The organism is uncultured Campylobacter sp., from assembly GCF_938045775.1.
Classification (GTDB): domain Bacteria; phylum Campylobacterota; class Campylobacteria; order Campylobacterales; family Campylobacteraceae; genus Campylobacter_B.
The window spans coordinates 1-19470 of sequence record NZ_CALIBH010000270.1 but is presented as its reverse complement, the minus strand read 5'-3'; the positions used below and the strand labels follow the sequence as shown (position 1 = coordinate 19470).

At 48.4% G+C, this 19470-nt stretch carries 19 protein-coding genes and 1 pseudogene; 12 read left to right on the top strand and 8 right to left on the bottom strand.

Features of this window, described 5'->3' with window-relative positions; all coding sequences use genetic code 11:
• From proA to Q0238_RS11325, 7 genes and pseudogenes are all read left to right on the top strand, one after another.
• Positions 1-150, top strand: a pseudogene (gene proA / locus Q0238_RS11355) (gamma-glutamyl-phosphate reductase); the annotation flags it as partial.
• Positions 151-535: 385 nt separating this feature from the next.
• Positions 536-1279 (top strand): amino acid ABC transporter substrate-binding protein, encoded by a 744-nt coding sequence (locus tag Q0238_RS11350; protein ID WP_297942654.1) that lies wholly within the window; start codon positions 536-538, stop codon positions 1277-1279.
• Positions 1280-1372: 93 nt separating this feature from the next.
• Positions 1373-2122, top strand: a complete 750-nt coding sequence (locus tag Q0238_RS11345) for an amino acid ABC transporter substrate-binding protein (RefSeq protein WP_297946129.1) — start codon at positions 1373-1375, stop codon at positions 2120-2122.
• Positions 2119-2787, top strand: coding sequence for an amino acid ABC transporter permease (locus Q0238_RS11340; protein ID WP_297946126.1), 669 nt, complete (start codon positions 2119-2121; stop codon positions 2785-2787). Before Q0238_RS11345 ends, Q0238_RS11340 begins: the two co-directional genes overlap by 4 nt.
• Positions 2787-3521 (top strand): amino acid ABC transporter ATP-binding protein, encoded by a 735-nt coding sequence (locus Q0238_RS11335; RefSeq protein WP_297946123.1) that lies wholly within the window; start codon positions 2787-2789, stop codon positions 3519-3521. The genes Q0238_RS11340 and Q0238_RS11335 overlap by 1 nt, the downstream gene beginning before the upstream one ends.
• Before the next feature lie 25 nt (positions 3522-3546).
• Positions 3547-4683 carry a PLP-dependent aspartate aminotransferase family protein gene (locus Q0238_RS11330; RefSeq protein WP_297946122.1) on the top strand — a complete coding sequence of 379 codons (1137 nt, stop codon included), beginning with the start codon at positions 3547-3549 and terminating at the stop codon, positions 4681-4683.
• A 427-nt stretch (positions 4684-5110) separates the two neighbouring features.
• Positions 5111-5365 carry a hypothetical protein gene (locus tag Q0238_RS11325; protein WP_297946119.1) on the top strand — a complete coding sequence of 85 codons (255 nt, stop codon included), beginning with the start codon at positions 5111-5113 and terminating at the stop codon, positions 5363-5365.
• Here Q0238_RS11325 and polA read toward each other — a convergent pair.
• Positions 5330-8161: a DNA polymerase I gene (polA, locus tag Q0238_RS11320; RefSeq protein ID WP_297946117.1), complete on the bottom strand. Its 2832-nt coding sequence runs from the start codon at positions 8159-8161 to the stop codon at positions 5330-5332. The two genes, Q0238_RS11325 and polA, sit on opposite strands and share 36 nt — an antisense overlap.
• Positions 8162-8305: 144 nt before the next feature.
• On the opposite strand from polA, the gene Q0238_RS11315 reads away from it, so the two are divergent.
• The 4 genes from Q0238_RS11315 to Q0238_RS11300 all read left to right on the top strand — a co-directional run bounded on the left by Q0238_RS11315 (position 8306) and on the right by Q0238_RS11300 (position 11309).
• Positions 8306-8650, top strand: a complete 345-nt coding sequence (locus Q0238_RS11315) for a hypothetical protein (protein WP_297946114.1) — start codon at positions 8306-8308, stop codon at positions 8648-8650.
• A gap of 17 nt (positions 8651-8667) precedes the next feature.
• The gene (locus Q0238_RS11310) at positions 8668-9843 is read left to right on the top strand and encodes a peptidase M50 (protein WP_297946111.1); all 1176 of its coding nucleotides are present in this window, start codon (positions 8668-8670) and stop codon (positions 9841-9843) included.
• Positions 9840-10145, top strand: coding sequence for a metal-sulfur cluster assembly factor (locus tag Q0238_RS11305; RefSeq protein ID WP_297946108.1), 306 nt, complete (start codon positions 9840-9842; stop codon positions 10143-10145). The genes Q0238_RS11310 and Q0238_RS11305 overlap by 4 nt, the downstream gene beginning before the upstream one ends.
• 75 nt (positions 10146-10220) lie before the next feature.
• Positions 10221-11309 (top strand): hypothetical protein, encoded by a 1089-nt coding sequence (locus tag Q0238_RS11300; RefSeq protein WP_297946105.1) that lies wholly within the window; start codon positions 10221-10223, stop codon positions 11307-11309.
• Between the two features lie 96 nt (positions 11310-11405).
• Here the strand turns inward: Q0238_RS11300 and Q0238_RS11295 are convergent, their stop codons facing one another.
• The 7 genes from Q0238_RS11295 to Q0238_RS11265 all read right to left on the bottom strand — a co-directional run bounded on the left by Q0238_RS11295 (position 11406) and on the right by Q0238_RS11265 (position 18443).
• Positions 11406-12848 (bottom strand): Ppx/GppA phosphatase family protein, encoded by a 1443-nt coding sequence (locus Q0238_RS11295; RefSeq protein WP_297946104.1) that lies wholly within the window; start codon positions 12846-12848, stop codon positions 11406-11408.
• A complete protein-coding gene (locus Q0238_RS11290; RefSeq protein WP_005871264.1) occupies positions 12849-13094 on the bottom strand; it encodes a YfhL family 4Fe-4S dicluster ferredoxin in 246 nt (81 codons plus the stop codon).
• A gap of 49 nt (positions 13095-13143) precedes the next feature.
• A complete protein-coding gene (locus tag Q0238_RS11285) occupies positions 13144-14391 on the bottom strand; it encodes a HAMP domain-containing sensor histidine kinase (RefSeq protein WP_297946102.1) in 1248 nt (415 codons plus the stop codon).
• Between the two features lie 38 nt (positions 14392-14429).
• Entirely contained in the window at positions 14430-15101 is a 672-nt protein-coding gene (gene hsrA / locus Q0238_RS11280; RefSeq protein WP_005871260.1) for a homeostatic response regulator transcription factor HsrA, read from the bottom strand.
• Positions 15102-15177: 76 nt separating this feature from the next.
• The gene (locus Q0238_RS11275; RefSeq protein WP_297946101.1) at positions 15178-15495 is read right to left on the bottom strand and encodes a dihydroneopterin aldolase; all 318 of its coding nucleotides are present in this window, start codon (positions 15493-15495) and stop codon (positions 15178-15180) included.
• Entirely contained in the window at positions 15492-16148 is a 657-nt protein-coding gene (plsY, locus tag Q0238_RS11270; protein ID WP_297946098.1) for a glycerol-3-phosphate 1-O-acyltransferase PlsY, read from the bottom strand. Before plsY ends, Q0238_RS11275 begins: the two co-directional genes overlap by 4 nt.
• A 9-nt stretch (positions 16149-16157) precedes the next feature.
• Positions 16158-18443 (bottom strand): DUF87 domain-containing protein, encoded by a 2286-nt coding sequence (locus Q0238_RS11265; RefSeq protein WP_297946094.1) that lies wholly within the window; start codon positions 18441-18443, stop codon positions 16158-16160.
• Between the two features lie 94 nt (positions 18444-18537).
• Here Q0238_RS11265 and Q0238_RS11260 point away from each other — a divergent pair, with 94 nt between their 5' ends.
• Positions 18538-19461 (top strand): methylenetetrahydrofolate reductase, encoded by a 924-nt coding sequence (locus Q0238_RS11260; RefSeq protein ID WP_297946091.1) that lies wholly within the window; start codon positions 18538-18540, stop codon positions 19459-19461.
• The last annotated feature ends 9 nt before the right edge of the window (positions 19462-19470 follow it).

Genomic DNA, 19470 nt, shown 5'->3' with positions numbered 1-19470 from the left:
GCCTCGACGCGCTTTAGCGACGGCAGCGAGTTTGGATTCGGCGGCGAGATCGGCATCAGCACGCAAAAGCTGCACGCCAGAGGGCCGATGGGGGTGAGAGAGCTCACGACCTATAAATACGTCGTCCGCGGAGGCGGGCAAATTCGCTAGCGGCTCGTCTTTTTCAAAAGGATCATCTTGCGAGCGCTTTTGAGAGAAATTTTGCTTCTCTTGCGCTCGCAACTGCAAACAGAAGTCTAGCTTGCGCAAAATTTTAGCTTCTAACTCAAAAAATCGCCTCGAAATACTTGCAAATTTTATCTTATATCGCAGGCTAAATTCGGTCTGCGATACTTTTACCTAATAAACTGAAATTTTATAAATCACCTCTGTCAGAATTTTAAAAATATATGACGCTAAAGCTTTGCCATACAGGCGAAATTTTGTATCACATCTTACTAAAATTTAAAATTTTTAATAAAAATTATATATTCCGCACGATATAATCGCGCATCTGCTCGCAGCGCGAGCGATAGCTAAATTTCAAGGAGATGTAATGAAAATATTTAAAGCCCTGCTCGCAACAGCGCTGATCACCGCCACCCTAAGCGCTAAGACGCTCAAAGAGGGCACGCTCATAATAGCCACAGAGGGGACTTACTCGCCGTATTCTTTCTATGACGAGAAAAATAATCTTACCGGCTTTGATGTCGATATCGCTCGCGCACTAGCAAAAGAGCTAGGGCTAAAGGCGGAATTTTTAACCGCGCCGTGGGATGCGATGCTCGCGGCATTTGACGCAGGCAAAGCAGACATAGCGATGAATCAAGTAAGCATAACGCAGGAGCGCAAGAAAAAATATAATTTCAGCGAGCCTTATACCGTGGCTTATGCTGCGCTAGTAGTGCGAGCTGATAACGAGGAGATTAAGAGTTTTGCGGATCTTAAAGGCAAAAAAAGCGTCCACTCCGCTACCAGCAACTGGGCTGACATGGCGCGCAGCTATGGCGCCGAGATCGTTACGGCAGACGGATTTAGCAAGGGCGTGGAGCTCATCATAGCTCGTCGTGCAGACGCTACGATCAACGACAACATCACATTTTTCGACTATATGAAGCAGCGCCCGAACGCCCCGCTAAAGATCGCAGCTCAAGGCAATGAGCCGATCTATTCCGCCGTGTTGCTTAAAAAGGACGACGAGCTGACGGCGCAGATAAATTCCGCGCTAAAATCGCTAAAGCAAAAAGGCGTGCTGAAAGAAATTTCACTTAAATATTTTGGCAAAGACATTACGGAATAAATTCTACGACCGCTTAGTTGAAGCGTGGAATTTTAAACTTAGCTGAGCGGAATTTTGCATTTTAAATTTCGCTCATAAAATCTTGGAGGAATTATGAAAAATTTAATAAAAACTTTGCTTGCGTGCGCGCTTTTAATATGCGGCGCAAACTCTAAAACACTACGCGAAGGCGTGCTTAAAGTGGCTACGGAAGGCACCTTTTCGCCATTTTCGTATTATAACGACAAAAATGAGCTCGTAGGATACGACGTAGATGTCGCGCGCGCAGTCGCCGAAAAGCTTGGTCTAAAAATAGAATTTCTAACCGCGCCTTGGGATGCGATGCTTGCAGCATTTGATGCAGGCAAAGCAGACGCTGTGTTTAATCAAGTAAGCATCACTGACGAGCGCAAGAAAAAATATGAGTATTCTGTGCCCTACACCGTCGTTTACGGAGCTATTATCGTGCATAAAGATAACAACGACATTAAAAGCTTCGAGGATTTAAAAGGCAAGAAAAATGCAGACTCCGCTACCAGCAACTGGGCGCAAGTCGCTAAAAAATACGGCGCGCAAAACGTAACCGTCGATAGTTTCGCCAAAAGTATGGAGCTGCTGATCGCTCGCCGCGTAGATACCGTCGTGCGCGATAATACCGTATTTTACGACTTTTTAAAGCAGCGCCCGGACGCTCCGATTAAAATCGCCGCAAAGCTAAAAGATGTCGATTATAGCGCCGCAATCGTGCAAAAGGGCAATAAAGAGCTCGCAGATCAAATCAGTAAAGCCTTAAACGAACTCAAAGCTGAAGGCAAGCTAAAAGAAATTTCGCTTAAATATTTCGGCAAAGATGTGAGTGAATGAACGAAACAAGCAGAATTCTAGAGCTTGTTAGCAGCTCGCTAGAGCCGATGGCGCTAGCCCTGCTGCAAGTTACGATCCCGCTTACGATAGTCTCATTTCTGCTCGGGCTCGTGCTTGCGGTGCTGACGGCGGTCTCGCGCATCGCAAATTTTAAAATTTTAAAGCAGCTAAGCGAAATTTATATTTGGATTTTTCGCGGCACTCCGCTTTTGGTGCAGCTTTTTATCGTCTATTTCGGACTTCCAATCGTTGGGATCACACTTGATGTTTGGGCTGCTGCGATCATTACCTTTAGCCTCAATATCGGCGCTTACGCTTCAGAGGCGGTGCGAGCTGCGATCCTATCAGTGCCAAAGGGGCAATGGGAGGCGGCTACCTCGCTAGGCATGAGCTACGCTCAAATTCTGCGCCGTATTATCGCTCCGCAAGCAGCGCGCATATCGCTGCCGCCGCTATCAAATATATTTATCTCTACGCTTAAAGACACTTCGCTCGTAGCCTCGATTACGATGGTCGATATGTTTATGGTCGCTCAACGTATCGCTGCACGGGCATTCGATCCGCTCACGTTATACGTACTGGCGGCGCTATTTTATCTAGCGGTCTGCACCATTCTTACGTTCTTACAATCCAAGCTAGAGCGACGATTTTCAAGGTTCGTGTGATGATAAAATTTACGAACTTAACTAAGCGCTTCGGCGATCACGTCGTGCTAAATGGGCTAAGCTTAGAATTTCGCGACGGGCAAACGACAGTGATTTTAGGAAGCTCCGGCTCCGGCAAATCCACGATGCTGCGCTGCATAAATCTGCTCGAAATTCCAAGCGGCGGCGAGCTACAGCTGGGCGAGTTTAAGATAAATTTCGACGCTCCGCATAAAACAAGCGAGTATCATCCATTCCGCGCGCATACGGGCATGGTTTTTCAAAGCTTCAATCTCTTTCCGCACCTCAACGTCTTGCAAAACGTTATCGAAGCGCCCATACACGTGCTAAAGCAGCCACGCGAGCTTGCCGAGGCAAATGCAATGGCACTGCTAAAAAAGGTCGGTATGGCGGATAAAGCTGGCGCGTATCCGGCTCGCCTCTCCGGCGGTCAGAGCCAGCGCGTGGCGATCGCGCGAGCACTTGCGATGCAGCCTGAGTTTTTGCTGCTGGATGAGCCTACGAGCGCGCTTGATCCCGAGCTTGAGGCACAGGTGCTAAAGACTATCGCCGAGCTTGCCGCAGAGGATCGCTCGCTTATCATCGTCACGCACAATATGGGCTTTGCGCGCAAGATCGCAGATAGAATTTTATTCTTAGACGGCGGAGTTATCGCATTCGACGGCGACGCAGAGGAATTCTTCGGTAGCAGTGATGAGCGCATAGCTAAATTTATCGGAGCGATGAGCTTTTAAATCCATTAAATTTCAAGGAGAAAAGATGAAAATAGATACCCTAATCGTAAAGGGCATAGAGGCTAAGTCCAACCCCCATAACGCGGTGATTCCGCCGATATATCTAGCCAGCACCTTCGTGCAAGAAAGCCTGGATGATTTCGGCAAATACGCCTATTCGCGCGGCGCAAATCCTACGCGCAACGCCTTTGAGGAACTTTTCGCAAAATTCGAAGGCAGCAAATACGCCTTCGCGCTAGCCTCGGGTATGGCGGCTACGAGCGCTGCATTCGCGCTGCTTAAAAGCGGCGATCGCGTGCTGCTAAATAACAACGTTTACGGCGGCACCTATCGCTACGTAAGCGGGATTTTTAAAAATCAAGGGGTCAATTACGACTTGGTGGACGATCTAAATTTGATCAGCGAAATTCCAAGCGACGTTAAAATGGTCTTCATCGAAACGCCCTCAAATCCGCTTTTGCGCGTAACCGACATTGAGCGCATAAGCGAGCTCGCGCATAAAAACGGCGCGCTTGTGGTGATGGATAATACCTTTTTGACCCCATATTATCAGCGCCCGCTAGAGCACGGCGCAGATGTCGTGGTTTATAGCGCGACCAAATACATAGGCGGGCATGCCGATCTGATCGCCGGCATCGTTACGACGAATGACGATGAGCTTGCCGCAAGAATTCAGTTTATGAAAAACACTCTGGGCGCGACGCTATCGCCTACCGACGCGTATTCGCTAATACGCGGACTTAAAACGCTAAGCGTGCGCTTCGACCGCCAGAGCGAAAATACGCTAAAAATAATAGAATTTTTACGCAGCAATCCTGCGGTAGAGGCGGTAAATTTCGCGGGCTCGCATTCGGCTAACGAAAAAGAGATACAAAATCGCCAAGCTAGCGGTATCGGAGCGGTCATCTCACTGGTGCTTAAGCCGCAATACGACTATAAAACCTTTGCGCGCAGCCTTGAGCTATTTGATCTAGCCGTGAGCCTGGGCGGCGTAGAAAGCCTGATCTGCCACCCCGCGTCGATGACGCACGAGAGCTATCCGCGCGAGCTGCAAGAGCGCATCGGCATCAGTCAAAATTTGCTGCGCCTAGCCATAGGCATCGAAAACGTGGACGATCTCATAGCAGACCTTGCCGCCGCGCTAGAAAAATCTAAAAAATAGGCGGCACGGAATTTGCGCAAGCTCGCGGAATTTCTACGCAGGCTTGTAAAAATTTACGCGGGCGCGCAGAATTTATGCCAAAATTTCGTCCAAAATCCTTATAGCTTCGCTCGTGAGGCTATAAGGGAGCGGTCTTTACAAACCGGCGCGCAGGGCGGGTTTAAAAAGACCCGCCGTCGATTATTTCATCTTACAAAAATCTTTTTTCGCAAAACCTATGCCTATTTATCGCGAGCTAAATTTTGTATGAATTTTCACTCGTTAAATTTTACGAAGCGCGCGGCTTTGCGTAAAATTTAAATTTAAAAATTCCGTCACTACGTCGTTGAAATGAAATTTTAATTTATACGCACGGCAAAATTTATCTAGACCTCTTGCTAAAACACATTGTTTAAATTTAATTCGTATAAATCTATCTAACCGCCGTTTGATATTGCCGAGCGAAGAGCTTAAATTTAATCAAAAATTTAAAGACGGCGGCGGATCTGTGCCGCACCACGCCAGCTATTTGCAATCGCTCGGTTTAAAATTTGATGAGCCAAATTTTAAACTGGACAAATTTAGGCTCTATCCTGCTCAAAATTTAAAATTCTGCACGCCGTTTAAATTCCGCTTAAATTTTAGCCGCGTTTTAAATTTAGCGAAGCTACTTCAGCTCGCCCCAGCGCTTGGCGATGTTTAGGCTAGTCTTTAAAGGCACGTTTAAGCTTGCCGCGCTTTGCATTATCTCCTGCGCGCGCTCGCCGAAGCTCTGCGCCAAATCGTCCCGCACCTCAAAAATCAGCTCATCGTGGATCTGCAATATCAGCCGCGCTTCGCCACTTAGCAGCGGCGAAATCTCAACCATCGCCTTTTTAATGATGTCGGCGGCGGAGCCTTGAAATTTCGTATTCACCGCCTCGCGCTCGTAGCTCGCATAGACCATATTGTTGCGCGCATTTGCGAAGTCGAAGTAGCGCCTGCGCCCAAAAAGCGTGCTTACGTAGCCGTCCGCTTTCGCGTTCGATTTTATGCTCTGTAAAAACTCCTTGATCGTGGAAAACGCCGCGAAATAGCGCTCGATATAATTCTTCGCCTCGGCGCGCGCGATGCCCAGGCTGTCGCTTAGCTTGCCCGCGCCCATGCCGTAGATGAGGCCGAAATTTATGCTCTTTGCGATCGTGCGGTGCGCGGGCTGCGCGTCGCCGAAGATGCTTATTGCCGTGCGCGCGTGAATGTCCTCATCCGCTCTAAACGCCGCCAAAAGCGCAGGATCGCGCGAAAAGTGCGCGAGCAGGCGCAGCTCGATCTGTGAGTAATCAAGCGAGATCAGCGAGTAGCCCTCCTCTGCCAGGAAGCAGTCTCGCACATCCTTCGCAAACGTGCCGCGCGCTGGGATATTTTGCAGGTTCGGATTTTTGCTCGCTAGCCGCCCGGTAGCCGTGCCGGTCTGCAAAAAATTCGATCTGACGCGGTTTTGCGGATCTGCAAGGGCAAGCTGTAGCAGCGGCTCGCAGTAGGTGCTTTGCAGCTTAAACAGCTCGCGGTAGTCTAAAATTTTACCCACCGCAGGATGCAGCGCCGTAAGATCCTTCAGCACGCTTTCGTCAGTGCTATAACCCGTCTTCGTGCGCTTTGCGGCAGGAAGCCCTAGCCGCTCGAAAAGCACGGCGCCGAGCTGAGCGGGAGAGTTGATATTAAACTGCTCGCCGCAAAGCTCGTAAATTTCATCCGTAAGCGCTCGCAGGGACTTTTCGTTGCGCGCGATAAGGCTCTTTATCATCTCTACGTCTATCTTGATGCCGCATCTTTGCATCTGCCAAAGCACCCTCACGAACGGAAACTCAAGCTCCTGTGCGAGCTTAAAAAGCGCAGGCTCAAGCAGCCCCTTAAGCTTAAAATACAGCCTCAGCGTCACCCACGCATCCTCGCTCGCATAGATCGTAGCGGCGTCCAGCTCCACGGAGGCGAAGGTCTCGCCCTTTTTGACGACGTCGCCAAAATGCACCGTCTCATACCCAAGATACCGCGGCGAGATAGAGTCCATTCCCACGGCGTTTGCGGGATCGAGTAGCCACGCTAGCACCATCGTATCGGCAAAGCGCGCAGTAGGCTCGATATTAAAATTATTTTTCACGATCTCAAAATCGTATTTTAAATTTTGTCCCACGACATATCCGCGAAACAGCGAGCCGATCGCGGCCTTTGCGGCGTCCGAAGAAACTTGAGCCGGAGCGCCCAAATAGCTATGCGCTAGCGGGACGTAGTAGGCGCGCTCCTCGTTAAACGCAAACGAAAAGCCCACGATCTTGGCGCTTTTGCTATCGATGCTAGTGGTTTCCGTATCGAAGCTCACTAGGGTATCGGCGCTGACGCCTTCGCACAGCCTCGCAAGCTCCGCTGCATCAGTGATACAAATAGGCTCAAAGGGCGTTTTAAAAGCGCGCTCGGAATTTTGTCCGCCGCAAGCGGAGCCGCTAGGGATAGAATTTTGCCCGTCTAGCCCCCCTAAGGCATCGTCCAAGATAGAGCCGCCGCGAGACGGCTCTGCGCCGGAGCCTTTGCCGCCCGCGCCCTTCTCGCCCGTACTTAAAACGGAGCTTTTTGCGCCCACGCCTTTGCCCTCGCCCCAAAGATCAAGTCCGTTCTGTTCCTGCAAGCTTAACGCGGACAGCAGTCTGTTTAGCGCGTAATCTTTTAAAATTTCGCGGATTTTAAAAAGCGGATTTTGCTGCGGAAATTTTGCGTCCTCCAAAGGCGGGATTTCCAACTCGTCGTAAAGCGTGGCCAGGCGCTTGCTTATGTAGGCGCTCTGCCTACCTTCTATCAGATACTCGCGCTGTTTGTTCTGCGGCAGGCGGTCTAAATTTGAATAGATCTCATCGAGCGAGCCCCATTCGTCTAAAAGCTTCTTCGCCCCCTTGTCGCCGATGCCCCGCACGCCCGGGATATTATCGGCGCTGTCGCCGCAGATCGCCAAAAAATCCACGATCTGCTCGGGATAGACGCCGTAGCGCTGCAAGCACTCCTCTCTGCCGTAAAGCATCTTTTTGCCGTGACTGTAAATTTTAACGTTTTCGCCGATGAGCTGATACAGGTCTTTGTCGGAGGTAACGATGTTGATTTTATGCGTGGCGCCGTACTTTTTAACGACGCTTGCGATGAGATCGTCCGCCTCGTAGCCCTCGCGCCCGAGCGAATAAAGCCCCATCTTTTCGATCATCTCGATGCAGACGGGTAGCTGTTGCAAAAGCGCGGGCGGCGGGGCTTGGCGGTTGGTTTTGTAGTTCGGATCGATATCTGAGCGAAAGGTCTTGCCTTTGCTATCCAGAGCGAAAATTATATAATCGCTCTTAAATTCCTTCGAAAGATTTGCGATGAAGCTCGCAAATCCGCTCACCATGCCGCTGGGTTTGCCGTCTTTGGTTTTAAGCCCGCTCATAGCGTAATAGAGTCTGAAAAAAAAGCCGAACGTATCGATGATCGTGATGGTCTGCATAATGGTCCTCGGATTTAGAATTTTAACGCGTAGTGTATTAAAATTCGGCTAAATTTACAAATTCCAAATAGGACTTGACCTGCCTCATTTCAAAATTTTAAAATTTGCTATATAATCGCGCGAAATTTTAAAAAAGGATCAAGTATGGATTTTTTCACAGACTGGCAGGAGTTCGACGCGGCGGGCGCTACGGTGAAATTTTATAAAAAATCGCAGGGCGGCGTGGAGTACATCGGCTTTGATTCGCGCAAATGCGTCCCACCAGAGCCTATGGTAAATGCGCTGGTGGCCTTAAATTTCGTAAAAGACGAAACCAAAAAGGTCGTCATGGTCAATCATAAATTCCCGATGGGGCTGATCCCAAAAATCGAGTCTAAATTTGACATAGCACGCGAGGATCTAGAGGGCGACGCGGTCAAGCTCACCATTAGCCTAAAGCCGGGCGCGGTCAATGAGGGCTTCGACACCGACGCGAAGTGCCACGGCTAAAGGGCTTTAAAATTTAGATGAATATCACGACTTTTTCGCCGCCGTTTCGCATCGTAGGCGGCTATTTCATCTGCGGCTTTATCTTTTTGCTGCTAAGCGCGGCGAGCTTTTTAAAGGCGGATTTCGGCGCGATCCAAGCGCCGCAGACGGCGAGCTTTTTTCACGTATTTTTGCTGGGATTTGTAATCAGCATAATCATCGGAGCGCTCTATCAGCTCACCTCCGTTATCATCCAAAAGGAATTTTTCACCGTCAAATTTGCATTTTTAAATCTCCTCGCCTACGGCGCGGGCATGGCGCTGCTAAGCGCGGGATTGCTGCTTTCAAGCATCCCTTTGATGCACGCAGGCGGCGCCGTTTTGCTACTTAGCCTATTTTATTTTACGATCTGCTACGCGCTAAGCTTCATCGGCACGCCCAAATGGAGCTTCCCCGCCGTAGCGCTTGCGATCTCGGCTGCGTTTTTGGCAGTAGGTATCAGCCTTGGCTTCACGCTCGTGCTAGCGCTTAGCGGCGTGGAGATTTTCGGAGTGTATTTTTCAGAAATTTTATCCTATCACATATACTTCGTGCTGGGCTTCGTGTTTTTCGTCATCGTAGGCGCTGCGTGCGTGCTACTGCCGATGTTTAGTCTGGCGCACGATCTAAGCTTCGCGCTAGCAAAAGCTTCACTGGCGCTGTATCTGCTCGCGGGGCTGTTTTTGCTAAAAGACTTTGGAATTTTCATCGCAATTGCTGCGCTTGCGAGCTTTGCGGCTCAGGCGATCTATATCCTAGCTAGGCGGGTGCGAAAAGCGATAGATTATTGGAATTTAAACGTCTACATATCGCTCGCAGCTTTGGGATTTAGCGCGGCATTTTGGCTCGCAGGTCGCGCGGATTTGGCGGCGTTTTGGCTGCTATACGGCTTTTTGTTCGCCTTCATCGTCGCGCACCTTTATAAAATCGCGCCCTTTCTCATCTGGTACCACTACGTCTCGCCCTTCGTGGGTAAGCGCAAAATCCCTATGCTTGAGGATATGATAATCAAAAAGATCGCCTACGCAGCCTGCGTGCCAAATATCTTAGCGCTTGCGTGCGCGAGCTTTGGAGCGCTAACGCCCGCGGTGATCTTGCAAGCGGCAAGTATAATTTTGGTGCTAATCAACACCGTAAATATCTTTAACTACATAAAATTCGGAGAGGAAAAATGAAAGTAACGAAGGAGCAAATTTACGACGCGCTTCGCGCCGTTGTCGATCCCGAGGTGGGTTTTGACGTCGTGTCACTAGGGCTCATCTACGACGTAGCGGTAGATGAGGCGAACAACGCCAAAGTCACGATGACGCTATCGACTCAGTCGTGCCCTCTGCATGAGATGATGGTGGAATGGGTGCGCGCGGGTGTCGAGAGCGTGGAGGGCGTCGGCGAGGTGGAGATCGATCTCGTCTTTGAGCCGATGTGGAATATTGATATGGCAGAGGATCACGTCAAAGAAGCGCTTGGTAGATTTTAAGCAGCTTTGCCGCGCCCCATAGTTTAAGCTTTGAAATTCTAAAATTAGATTTCAAATTTATACCTAGGGGCTGCTATGAAAAAATTTACCGACGGCAAGAAAGAAATTCTACTTCAAACGCAAGGGCTTAGTTTGATTTCAAAGACGCTACAAAACGGCAAAGAAAGGCTGAACTCTAAAGAATTCGCAAACCACGATGCTCTGCAAAAAGCTTTCGTAAAAAAGCAAGTTGATGCCCTAAAAAAGGGCTTCATCTACGAAAACAAAGAAGCAAAATTTGGCGAGGCAATAGCGCATGCCTATATCGGCGGCGGATACAGCGGGGCGCTTGGATTTGCCGAGTTTGAGGATAAATTTTACGTCTATAAATGTAATTTTGACGAGCACGGCTGCGATTATTTAATCGTGCTGGACGGCGAGCTAAAAACTCTTGCGCAAATTGAACTACCAAAAATTTTAGCATGGAAAATGACCGCTACCAAAAAAGCTTTAGTGCTTGATTTGGACCACGAATTCTTTCTTTTCGATGGAGAGAAATTCAGCAGGCTTTTTGAAGCCTGGGGTATCATAGGAGGAGGCTTTAGTTCTACTCTAAGCGGCAACGGCGAAATTCTAGCCTGCGGCACAGATGGAATTTTAGCTTTCGGAGGCGATAAGAAGCTAAAATTTAAAACGGAATTTTCGGCGAAAGCAATAGGCTTCGGCAATAAAATTTGCGTAGCCTGTGGGGATGAAGGTGGCAAAAATATCGCTAGGCTCTACCGCCTAAAAGACTTCGCACAGCTTTGCCGTATCGAATGCGACGTGGGCTATATCCACTCCCTAAACGTGGGGCTCATCAAAAATGACGCGATTTTGGTCGTAAATAACGGCTTTGATGAGCTGTATTTTTGGGACGTCGCAAGCAAAAAGCGTCTAAGCGCACCAAAAAGCTTGCCAAGAAGCGTAATGAGGTTTGCCGCAAACGATCAAATTTTTCTTACATACTTTTACGGTGGATTTAAAGCATTCAGCTTGGAGGATTTTCGCCCCTTAGGCGAGTTTGAGTGCGAGCACTGCGTCAAAACTGCTGCTATTGAAATCTCGAGCGAGCGCCTTTATGTTCGCACCGACTACGGATTTTTTAGCGTCTATTCTTTAGCCGAGAATGGAATTAAAATTTAAAAAGCGCTATTGATAGGAATTTATCGCCCGCTTCAAGCTCATAAAATTAAACGAACTCCGCCCACCTTAAACTTGCGCGACAAGCAGGGGCGCTATTTAAAGAAATTTTATCGCAAAAATTGCGGGCTTTGAGAACTTTTTAAGGCTTCCTTTAAGCATTATCAAATTATCGGCGCCGGAGATTTTAAGAGTGGAATTTTCAAAGCTAAATTCTAAATTTTTCAGCGCGTTTTCGCTTAGGAGGCGCGCAAGCTCCAAAATATAGCTCAGCCAGGCAAGCTTGGCGGCGTCCGGCAAAATCGCGCTCAAAGGCGCGAACGTAGCTCCCAGCTCACGCTTTCCGTGCATCGAGATGATCGCGGCTATTAGCGCCTTTTCTTTATGCGTCGTGCGGTAGTTCAGCCCGCCGAGCACCATATCCGCGCTGGTTTCGTGCTTGGCGTAAAAGCCGATCGCCCGCCCGATCTCGCAAAGCGATGCTGCGGTCTGAAGAATTTTAATATATTTTTCATTCAAGCCATGCAGCGGCGATAGCGTGCAAAACAGCGCCTTTGCGAACTTCGGAGCCTCGCTGGGCTCGGAAGCGAAGCGATCTTTGAGGCTTCTTAGGCTCGGATTAAAGCTTCTAGGTAGGTTTGCGCCGCGCAAGATCGAGCTTAAAAACGCCCCCTCTCGCACTCCCACGCCGCTTGTGATGATCTTTTTCGCTCCCAGGCGCCTTACGATCTTATCAAAGATGATGGCGCCCTCTCTGATCGTGTCGTAGCGGTCTTTTTTGATCGGGAATTTCGCCAGATCAAGCGTCTTTGCGCTCATCAGCTTGGCAAAAAACGGCGCGTATTTTTCGTAATCGTAACTGAAATTATGCACGATCTTTAGCGGATGGTTTTGCAGGCTCATCACGGCGCCGGAGAGCGCTCGCGCAGAGCCGCCCATTACGATTAAATTTTGCGTGCGAAACTCGGCGCCTACCTGCGAGATCGCGCTATTTATGTATTTTTCTAGTCCTTTTGTGTCGCCGCGGTCGAAAAACAGCTCCTTTAGCCGTACCGTGCCTAAATTTAGAGAAATTTTATTCTCTATCCTACCGTTTTTGATGTAAGCAAGCTCGGTCGAGCCGCCGCCAATATCTAGCGTAACGCCCTCGGAAAAGTCGCTAAGTAAATTTTGCGCCGCATAAGCGCCCAAATACGCCTCCATCTGCCCGTCTATCTTGCGGATCGTAATGCCCGTTTGCTTGCGTACAAGATTTATAAACTCAGCCCCGTTCGGCGCATCGCGAAGTGCGGATGTACCGATGCAAAGCACGCGTTTGGCTTTGTAATTGCATACTAGGGTTTTAAATTTTTTAAACGCCAACAGGCATTTTTGCATCGCTTCGGTGGTTAAAATTCCGCCGTTTTCATAAGCGCCCTCGCCTAGGCGGATCTTGATCTTGTGCTCGGCCAAAATGAAAAATCCAAGCCTGCTCGTGCGCTCGAAAATCACGGCTCTGGCGGAATTTGAGCCCAGATCTATGACGGCGACGCGCTTGGGCATTTAAATTTCCATATGGACGTGTTTATATTTCAGCTCGTCCGCCGTCTCAATATTATCGGGATCGGTGATGATACACTCGACCGGGCATACCACGATGCAAGCGGGCTCGGAGTAATCATCTACGCACTCACAGCATCGATCGGCGTCTATGATGTATATCGGCTCATCCTCAAAAATCGCTTCATTAGGGCATTCCTCGCGGCACGCGTCGCAACTGATGCATTCTTTTGTAATCAACAATGACATATAATTTTACCTTACGAAAAAATTTATGGCGTTTATACCATAAAAAGCTTCATTTTGTTTTAAAATAGCGGAATTTCGGGCTATTTCTTAAATTTTTTAGTGGAAGTTTGAAAATCGCGACAATTAGCGAGCGCCCTTTGTCGTTTTTAAGATCTACTTGCGCACCCATCGCTTGAGCGGCATTTTTGGCTAAAAATAGCCCGAGCCCGGCTCCGGGCTTGCCGCCGTAGCGCTTAAAAGGGGCGAAATAATCGATCTCTTCGTTAAGCGACTCGCCTTTGTTTGCTACCCGCACGATGAAATTTCCGTCTGAAATTTCGCTCTCGATCAGTACTTTTTCGCCATCAGGAGAAAATTTTATGGCGTTTTGGATAAAATTTTGAATCACATGCATAAAGAGACTTTTCTGCACCGAAATTTCAAGCTGTTCAGGCTTAAGATCCATCGTCAAGTCCTTGCCTGCCGTACGCGCTAAAATTTTAAAGCCCACGCATAGCTCCCGCAGATACGCGATCATATCGGTCTGCTCGGGCGCTTCGAACTGCGCCCCCTCCTGTCGCCCGATCTCTAGGATCGAACTGATCATCTTATTCATATTGTCGATCGAATCGTTGTTATTTTTAAGCGCCTCGATATATTTCTCTCTCTCGCGCGGCTTGATGAGAGTAACTTCGTTTTTGGTTTTCATAACCGCAAGCGGGGTCTTAAGCTCATGCGCAATACCGATAAAAAGCTCTTTTTGATACATAATAAAGGTCTCGATGCGCTCAAGTAGGCGGTTTATGCTGTTTGAAAGCGGGCTAAATTCGCTTGGAATTTCCGCTGCGTCGATCGGCTTTAGAAATTTTTCATCCACCGAAGCAAGCCTTTGACTGATCAGCTTAATCGGCATCAGCAGCATACGCGAGAGAAACATCGCGTAAAACACCACCAAAAATATCATCGTCAAATTTACCAAAATGATGTCGATGAGTATTTGATTTACGATGTTTGCATAAACGCTCACGTCGGCTCGGATACTTAAAATTTTATCCTTACCATAAGGGTAGTGCAGCTGTAAATAGCTCCTGCCATCCTCGGAGCTCTCGATAAATTTAGGCTTATTGATACTTTCGTTTTCGATGATTTTGCTCTCGTATTCGCCCGGCGTGTTTTGCAAAAAAGATGAAATTTTCTCAGGCGCCACGGAGGCGTCTACGATTTTTTGCGCTCTTTGGATTAAATTTTGAACGGGAGTTTCGAAGATGGTAATTCTCATATAATTATAGAGCATTACCGAAAAAATGACAATTAGCATCAACGAAGCGGATGCTAATTGTATTACAAAGCGGACTCTTAGGCTTTTTGTGGAAAGCAAAATCTATATCCGCGTCTGCGAACGGTCTCGATCGTAGAGATATTTAGAGGCTTATCCATTTTCTGGCGGATTTGATTGATCGCGACTTCGATGACGTTTGGCGTAACAAGCTCAGGCTCCTCCCAGATAGCGTCTAGCAGCTGCTCTTTGCTTACGATCTGATCGCTGTGGCGCGCCAGGTGGGTTAGAACCTCGAACGGCTTACCCTTAAGCTCGATCTCTTGACCCAAGTAAGTAATTTTTTCCTCATCAGGATCAATGATAAGATCGTCGATTTTGATGATATTTGAGCCGCCGAAGCGAAGTCTAGCCTCGAGGCGTGCTACTAAAACATCAAAGTCGAAAGGTTTTTTGATAAAATCGTCCGCGCCAGCGCGAAGCGCTTTGATCTCGCTTTCTTTATCGTCTTTTGCAGATAGCACGACGACGGAGGTGCGCGCGGATTTTTGCTTAACCAATGCGATGAGATCGATGCCGTTGCCGTCAGCTAGCATCCAATCGGTTAGCACCAAATCATAATTTCTAATGCCGATATAATACTCTGCGTCCTTAAAACTCTCGGAAGTATCCGTCTGATAGCCGAACTCCATCAAGCCCTCCGCTATCGTCTTGTTTAAAGTCACCTCGTCCTCGACTATTAAAATTCTCATTTAATTTCCTTGCCTTAAAATTTTGCGGCGATTTTAACATATTTTAAGCAAAATTTCAAGATTTTTTAAAGAAATTTTAAAATTTTATCTCTATTTCCGCGCCGACGCTCGCGTCTTGTAAAATTTCGGGCTTTAAAATTTTCATATAAAAATAATCCATCGATCGAAATTTTGAGTGAAACTCCTGCGCGAAGTATTTTAGCGCGTCCTCTATGAGGCGAAATTTTTTCTCGCGGAACTCTGCTTTGATATATTCGCAAACCCGCGCGTAGTCAATAAATTCCTCCGCCCCGAACTTCGCCCACACCCACACGCGCTGCTCGCGCTTGCGCTCAAAATCCAGCGTCCCGATTATCGCGCCAAATTCCAGCTTTTCGATTAAAATTTTAATCATACTACGCGCTTTTCCTCGCCCTTAAGTAGCCTGGCGATATTCGGCGCGTGTTTGTAAAATACGATGAAAACTATCAGAAAGATCGGCGCATGAGTGTTGATCGCTGGCATCTGCGGATGGATCACGTAGCTAGCGATAACTAGCGCAAGCGCTGCTGCAAGCGATGCTACGGATGAAATTTTAACCGTCTTGCCGACTACAAACCAAACGGCAAGCGCGATGATAAGCTCGATAGGGATAAAGCAAGCAAGCACGCCCGCTCCCGTAGCAATGCCTTTGCCGCCGTTAAATTTCAGATACGGGCTAAAGCAATGCCCAAGCACTGCAAAGACAGCCATGCCCCACAGCACGTTTTCGTCAAATCCCAAAGCACGCGCAATCAGTATCGGCAGGACGCCCTTTAGCGCGTCGCAAGCGACCGTTAGGATTGCGAGCTTTTTTGCTTTTTGCGGATCGCGAGTTTTTAAGACGCGAAGGACGTTGGTGGCGCCTATGGAGCCGCTGCCCTCGCTTTTGATATCCACGCCGCCTAGGTATCTGCCGATCAAAAGCCCAAAGGGGATCGCAGCGATCAGATACGCCGCGAAGTAGCACCAAAAATTCGGCGCCGTAACGATGCTAAGTAAAAATTCTAAAATTCCCGATTTTTTCATAAAATCCCTTTAACTCTTCCAAAGTAGCGAAATTTTCTCGTCGTAGATGTCGGTTTTCTTCGGCGAAATTTCTTTCGTTTCGAGTTTAATATTTTTCAGATCCAGGCTCTGCTTTAGCGCGTCCACTTCAGCCTCAAATTTTTGCGTAAGGACCTCCAGCTCCTCTTGTAGCGCGCTTAGGCTATTTTCGGCATTTTTGGCTTCGCTTCGTTCATTTAAAATTTTATGCGCGCTCTTGGCGCCGCTGATCGCTTTAGAGATATTGCTAGCGCTGCGCGAGCGGCCTAAAAACGCGCCTAAGATCGCTCCGCCTATGTTTAGCGCCGCATCCACCCCGCGACTTAGCACGTCGCCCTTTTCCTTTTCATACTTTTCGCTAGCGCGCAAAATTTTATCCTCAAGGCGCGCCTTTTCCTTTTCAAATTTAGCCGTGATCTCGTCGGTTTTTGCCTCTAAAGCTTCATTCGCCCTATCGCCTAAGCGCACGAAAAACTCCTCCCTGCTCTCGCCCGGTTTTGAGAGCAGATCAAGCGCGCTAAAAAGTTCTAACCTTTCGTTGCGGTAGAGCCACTCCTTAAAGCTTTTAAGCTGAGCGTTTAAATTTTTTGCGCCCGCGATGAAGCTAGGAAGCGCGCTGTAGAGTGAGCCTGCTTGTTCCTGTCCGCTTAAATTTGCGACCTCTCGCGTGCTAGCTTCATTCCAATCTATTTCGCTTACGTCCGAAAGCGATAGCAAAAAGGAGCGCTGCTGCGTAAAATCGACTCCTTTGTCGCAAAATCGCATCTTTGCGCTTGCATAAAGATACGGGCTTAGCTCAAGGCTCGCGCCATAGCTGTAAAGCTGCGAAATTTCAGCAGAAACTACGGGTTTGGCGGCACCGGCGGATTTGACGCCTTGCGCGGCGCCGGACGAAATTTCAGCCTTTTTATCCTTCATTAAATTTGAAATTTGCTCGTTGCTTAAAGGACCCTTTAAATAGCTTAGCGCAAAGCGCGTTTCGATTACCCGCAGCACGTCCTCGTTGATGTTTTTTACCAAAAAATTTCGCTTTTTAAGGTTTGAAATTTTCTCCATAAGTACGCTTTTATCGATCGGATTTGAGCCGATGCCGCTTAGGCCGCTGATGACGCGCTCTTTATCCTGCGCGGTCTGCAAGCGTCCGATAAACCACGTACCAATATTGCTAAGCCCTTTATAATCGAGATCGACCGGGTTTTGCGTCGATAATACGCAGCCAAGTCCGAAAGCGCGAGCCTGCTTTAGCAGCGTAAGCATCGGGGTTTTGCTCGGCGGATTGCCGTTTGGCGGGAAGAAGCCGTAAATTTCGTCCATATAAAGCACGGCGCGCAAGGAACTCGTGCCGCTGGTGGTGCGCATCCATTTGATCATCTCGCCCAAAAGCAGCGTGACGAAAAACATCCTCTCATCGTCGTTTAGATGCGCGATGGAAAATATATTCGCTCTCGCCCTGCCGTTTTCATCAAAGAGCATCTTGGCGATATTTAGCTGCTCGCCCTCGCACCAAAGTTTAAAACTCGGGCTTGCGATGAGTGCGTTAATCTTCATCGCAAGCGCCATTCGCTTATCGCTCGGAAAGAAGGTATTAACGTCAAAAACGCCGATCTTATCGAAAGGGGGGTTGCCGATCTGCGCGATGAGATCCACCACGCTCACCCCCTCGCCCCTGCCGAAATGATAAGACAGAATTTGGCTGATTAGTAAAAATTCCGGCGAGCTAAGATTATCGCTGCTAATCCCTGCTAGACTTAGCACGCTAGTGGCGATGCCGCCGACGTAGTTGTTCAGATCCTCTTCGTTTAAGCCCTTCGGCGCTTCAAAGTCGCTTAGCAGGCTGATTCCAAGGCCTGCGCTTGATTTGGGCGTATAAATTCTAAAATCAGCGCTGTTTTTCAAAAGCTCCACCCGCGCCAGGTCTTGATATGAGCCCTCGATCCCTTCGCGCCAAGTATTTGCGGTCTGCTCGGCGTACTCGCGCACGCTAAGACCTTTGTTTTGCGCCTCGGTCTCGTCGATATAGGGCTCAAAATCCTCGGCCCTCATCTGCGGGAAAGTAAGAGCTAAATTTGTTAGATCGCCCTTTGGATCGATGATGATGGATGGAATATTATCGATCGCGGCTTCCTCTAGCAGCGTGATGCCAAGTCCCGTTTTACCGCTGCCGGTCATTCCGATGATAAGCGCGTGGGTCGTCAGATCCTTGTTTTTATACAAAAACGGCTCGCTGTTTTCGAGCCCCAGATAAAAAAGCTTTAAATTTTCTTGAAGCGTTTTCATTGCGTTCCTTAAATTTGCAATTTACTCGACATTATATCATTTAAATTTTTAAATTTAAATTTGCTAAAATGCGCGAAAAATCAAGGAATGGCAAGTGTTAAAAGAAAAAATTAGAAACGGAAAAAGCGGAATTCTACTCTATGGCATCGTTCCGCCTAAAATCACGTCCTCTCAAGACGAGCTCGAGCACCTGGGTACGGCGTGGTTGCAGCGCCTAGGCGAATGCGAATGCGACGGCATCGTCATCTACGATCTACAAGACGAAAGCGCGCGCACGAAAGATGAGCGGACCTTCCCTTTTGTGCATACGATCGATCCTGCGCGCTATTACACGCAGTATCTACACACCGATAAAGAAGCGATCATCTATCGCGCGGTAGGCAAATACGACGAGGCGGAATTTTGCGAAATTCTAAGACATGCCGCAAGCGGGCTCGGTGTTTTCGTGGGGGCGAGCTCTAAAAACGAAGAATGCAAGCTGCATCTAAGCCGCGCCTATGAGATCAAGCGACTCGTGGCGCCGCATCTTTGCCTAGGCGGCATCTGCATTCCTGAACGCCATGAAAAGAGCCGCGACGAGCACCTAAAAATCGCGGAGAAGACTGCGGACGGGTGCGAATTTTTTATCACTCAGGCGGTTTATAATGTGCAAAATGCCAAAGATTTCATCGACGATTACGCCGCTTTGGAGTGCAAAAAGGTGCCGATAATCTTTACTTTCACGCCGTGCGGTAGCCTAAAGACGCTTGAGTTTATGAAATGGCTTGGCATCTCGGTGCCCGATTTTTTGCAGCAACGGCTGCAAAGCAGCGTCGATATCTTGCAAAGTTCAACAGCACTGTGCGCAGAGATGTTTGATTTCATCTATAAATACGCCCTCGCAAAAGGGGTGAGCGTGGGCGCAAACGTCGAGAGTGTCAGCACCCGCCGCGTCGAAATCGAAGCCTCGCTCAGCTTACTAAAAGAGATCAGAAAAATTATCCTTAAGCACGAGAATTTGGGATTTTACGTTATTTAAAATTTTAAA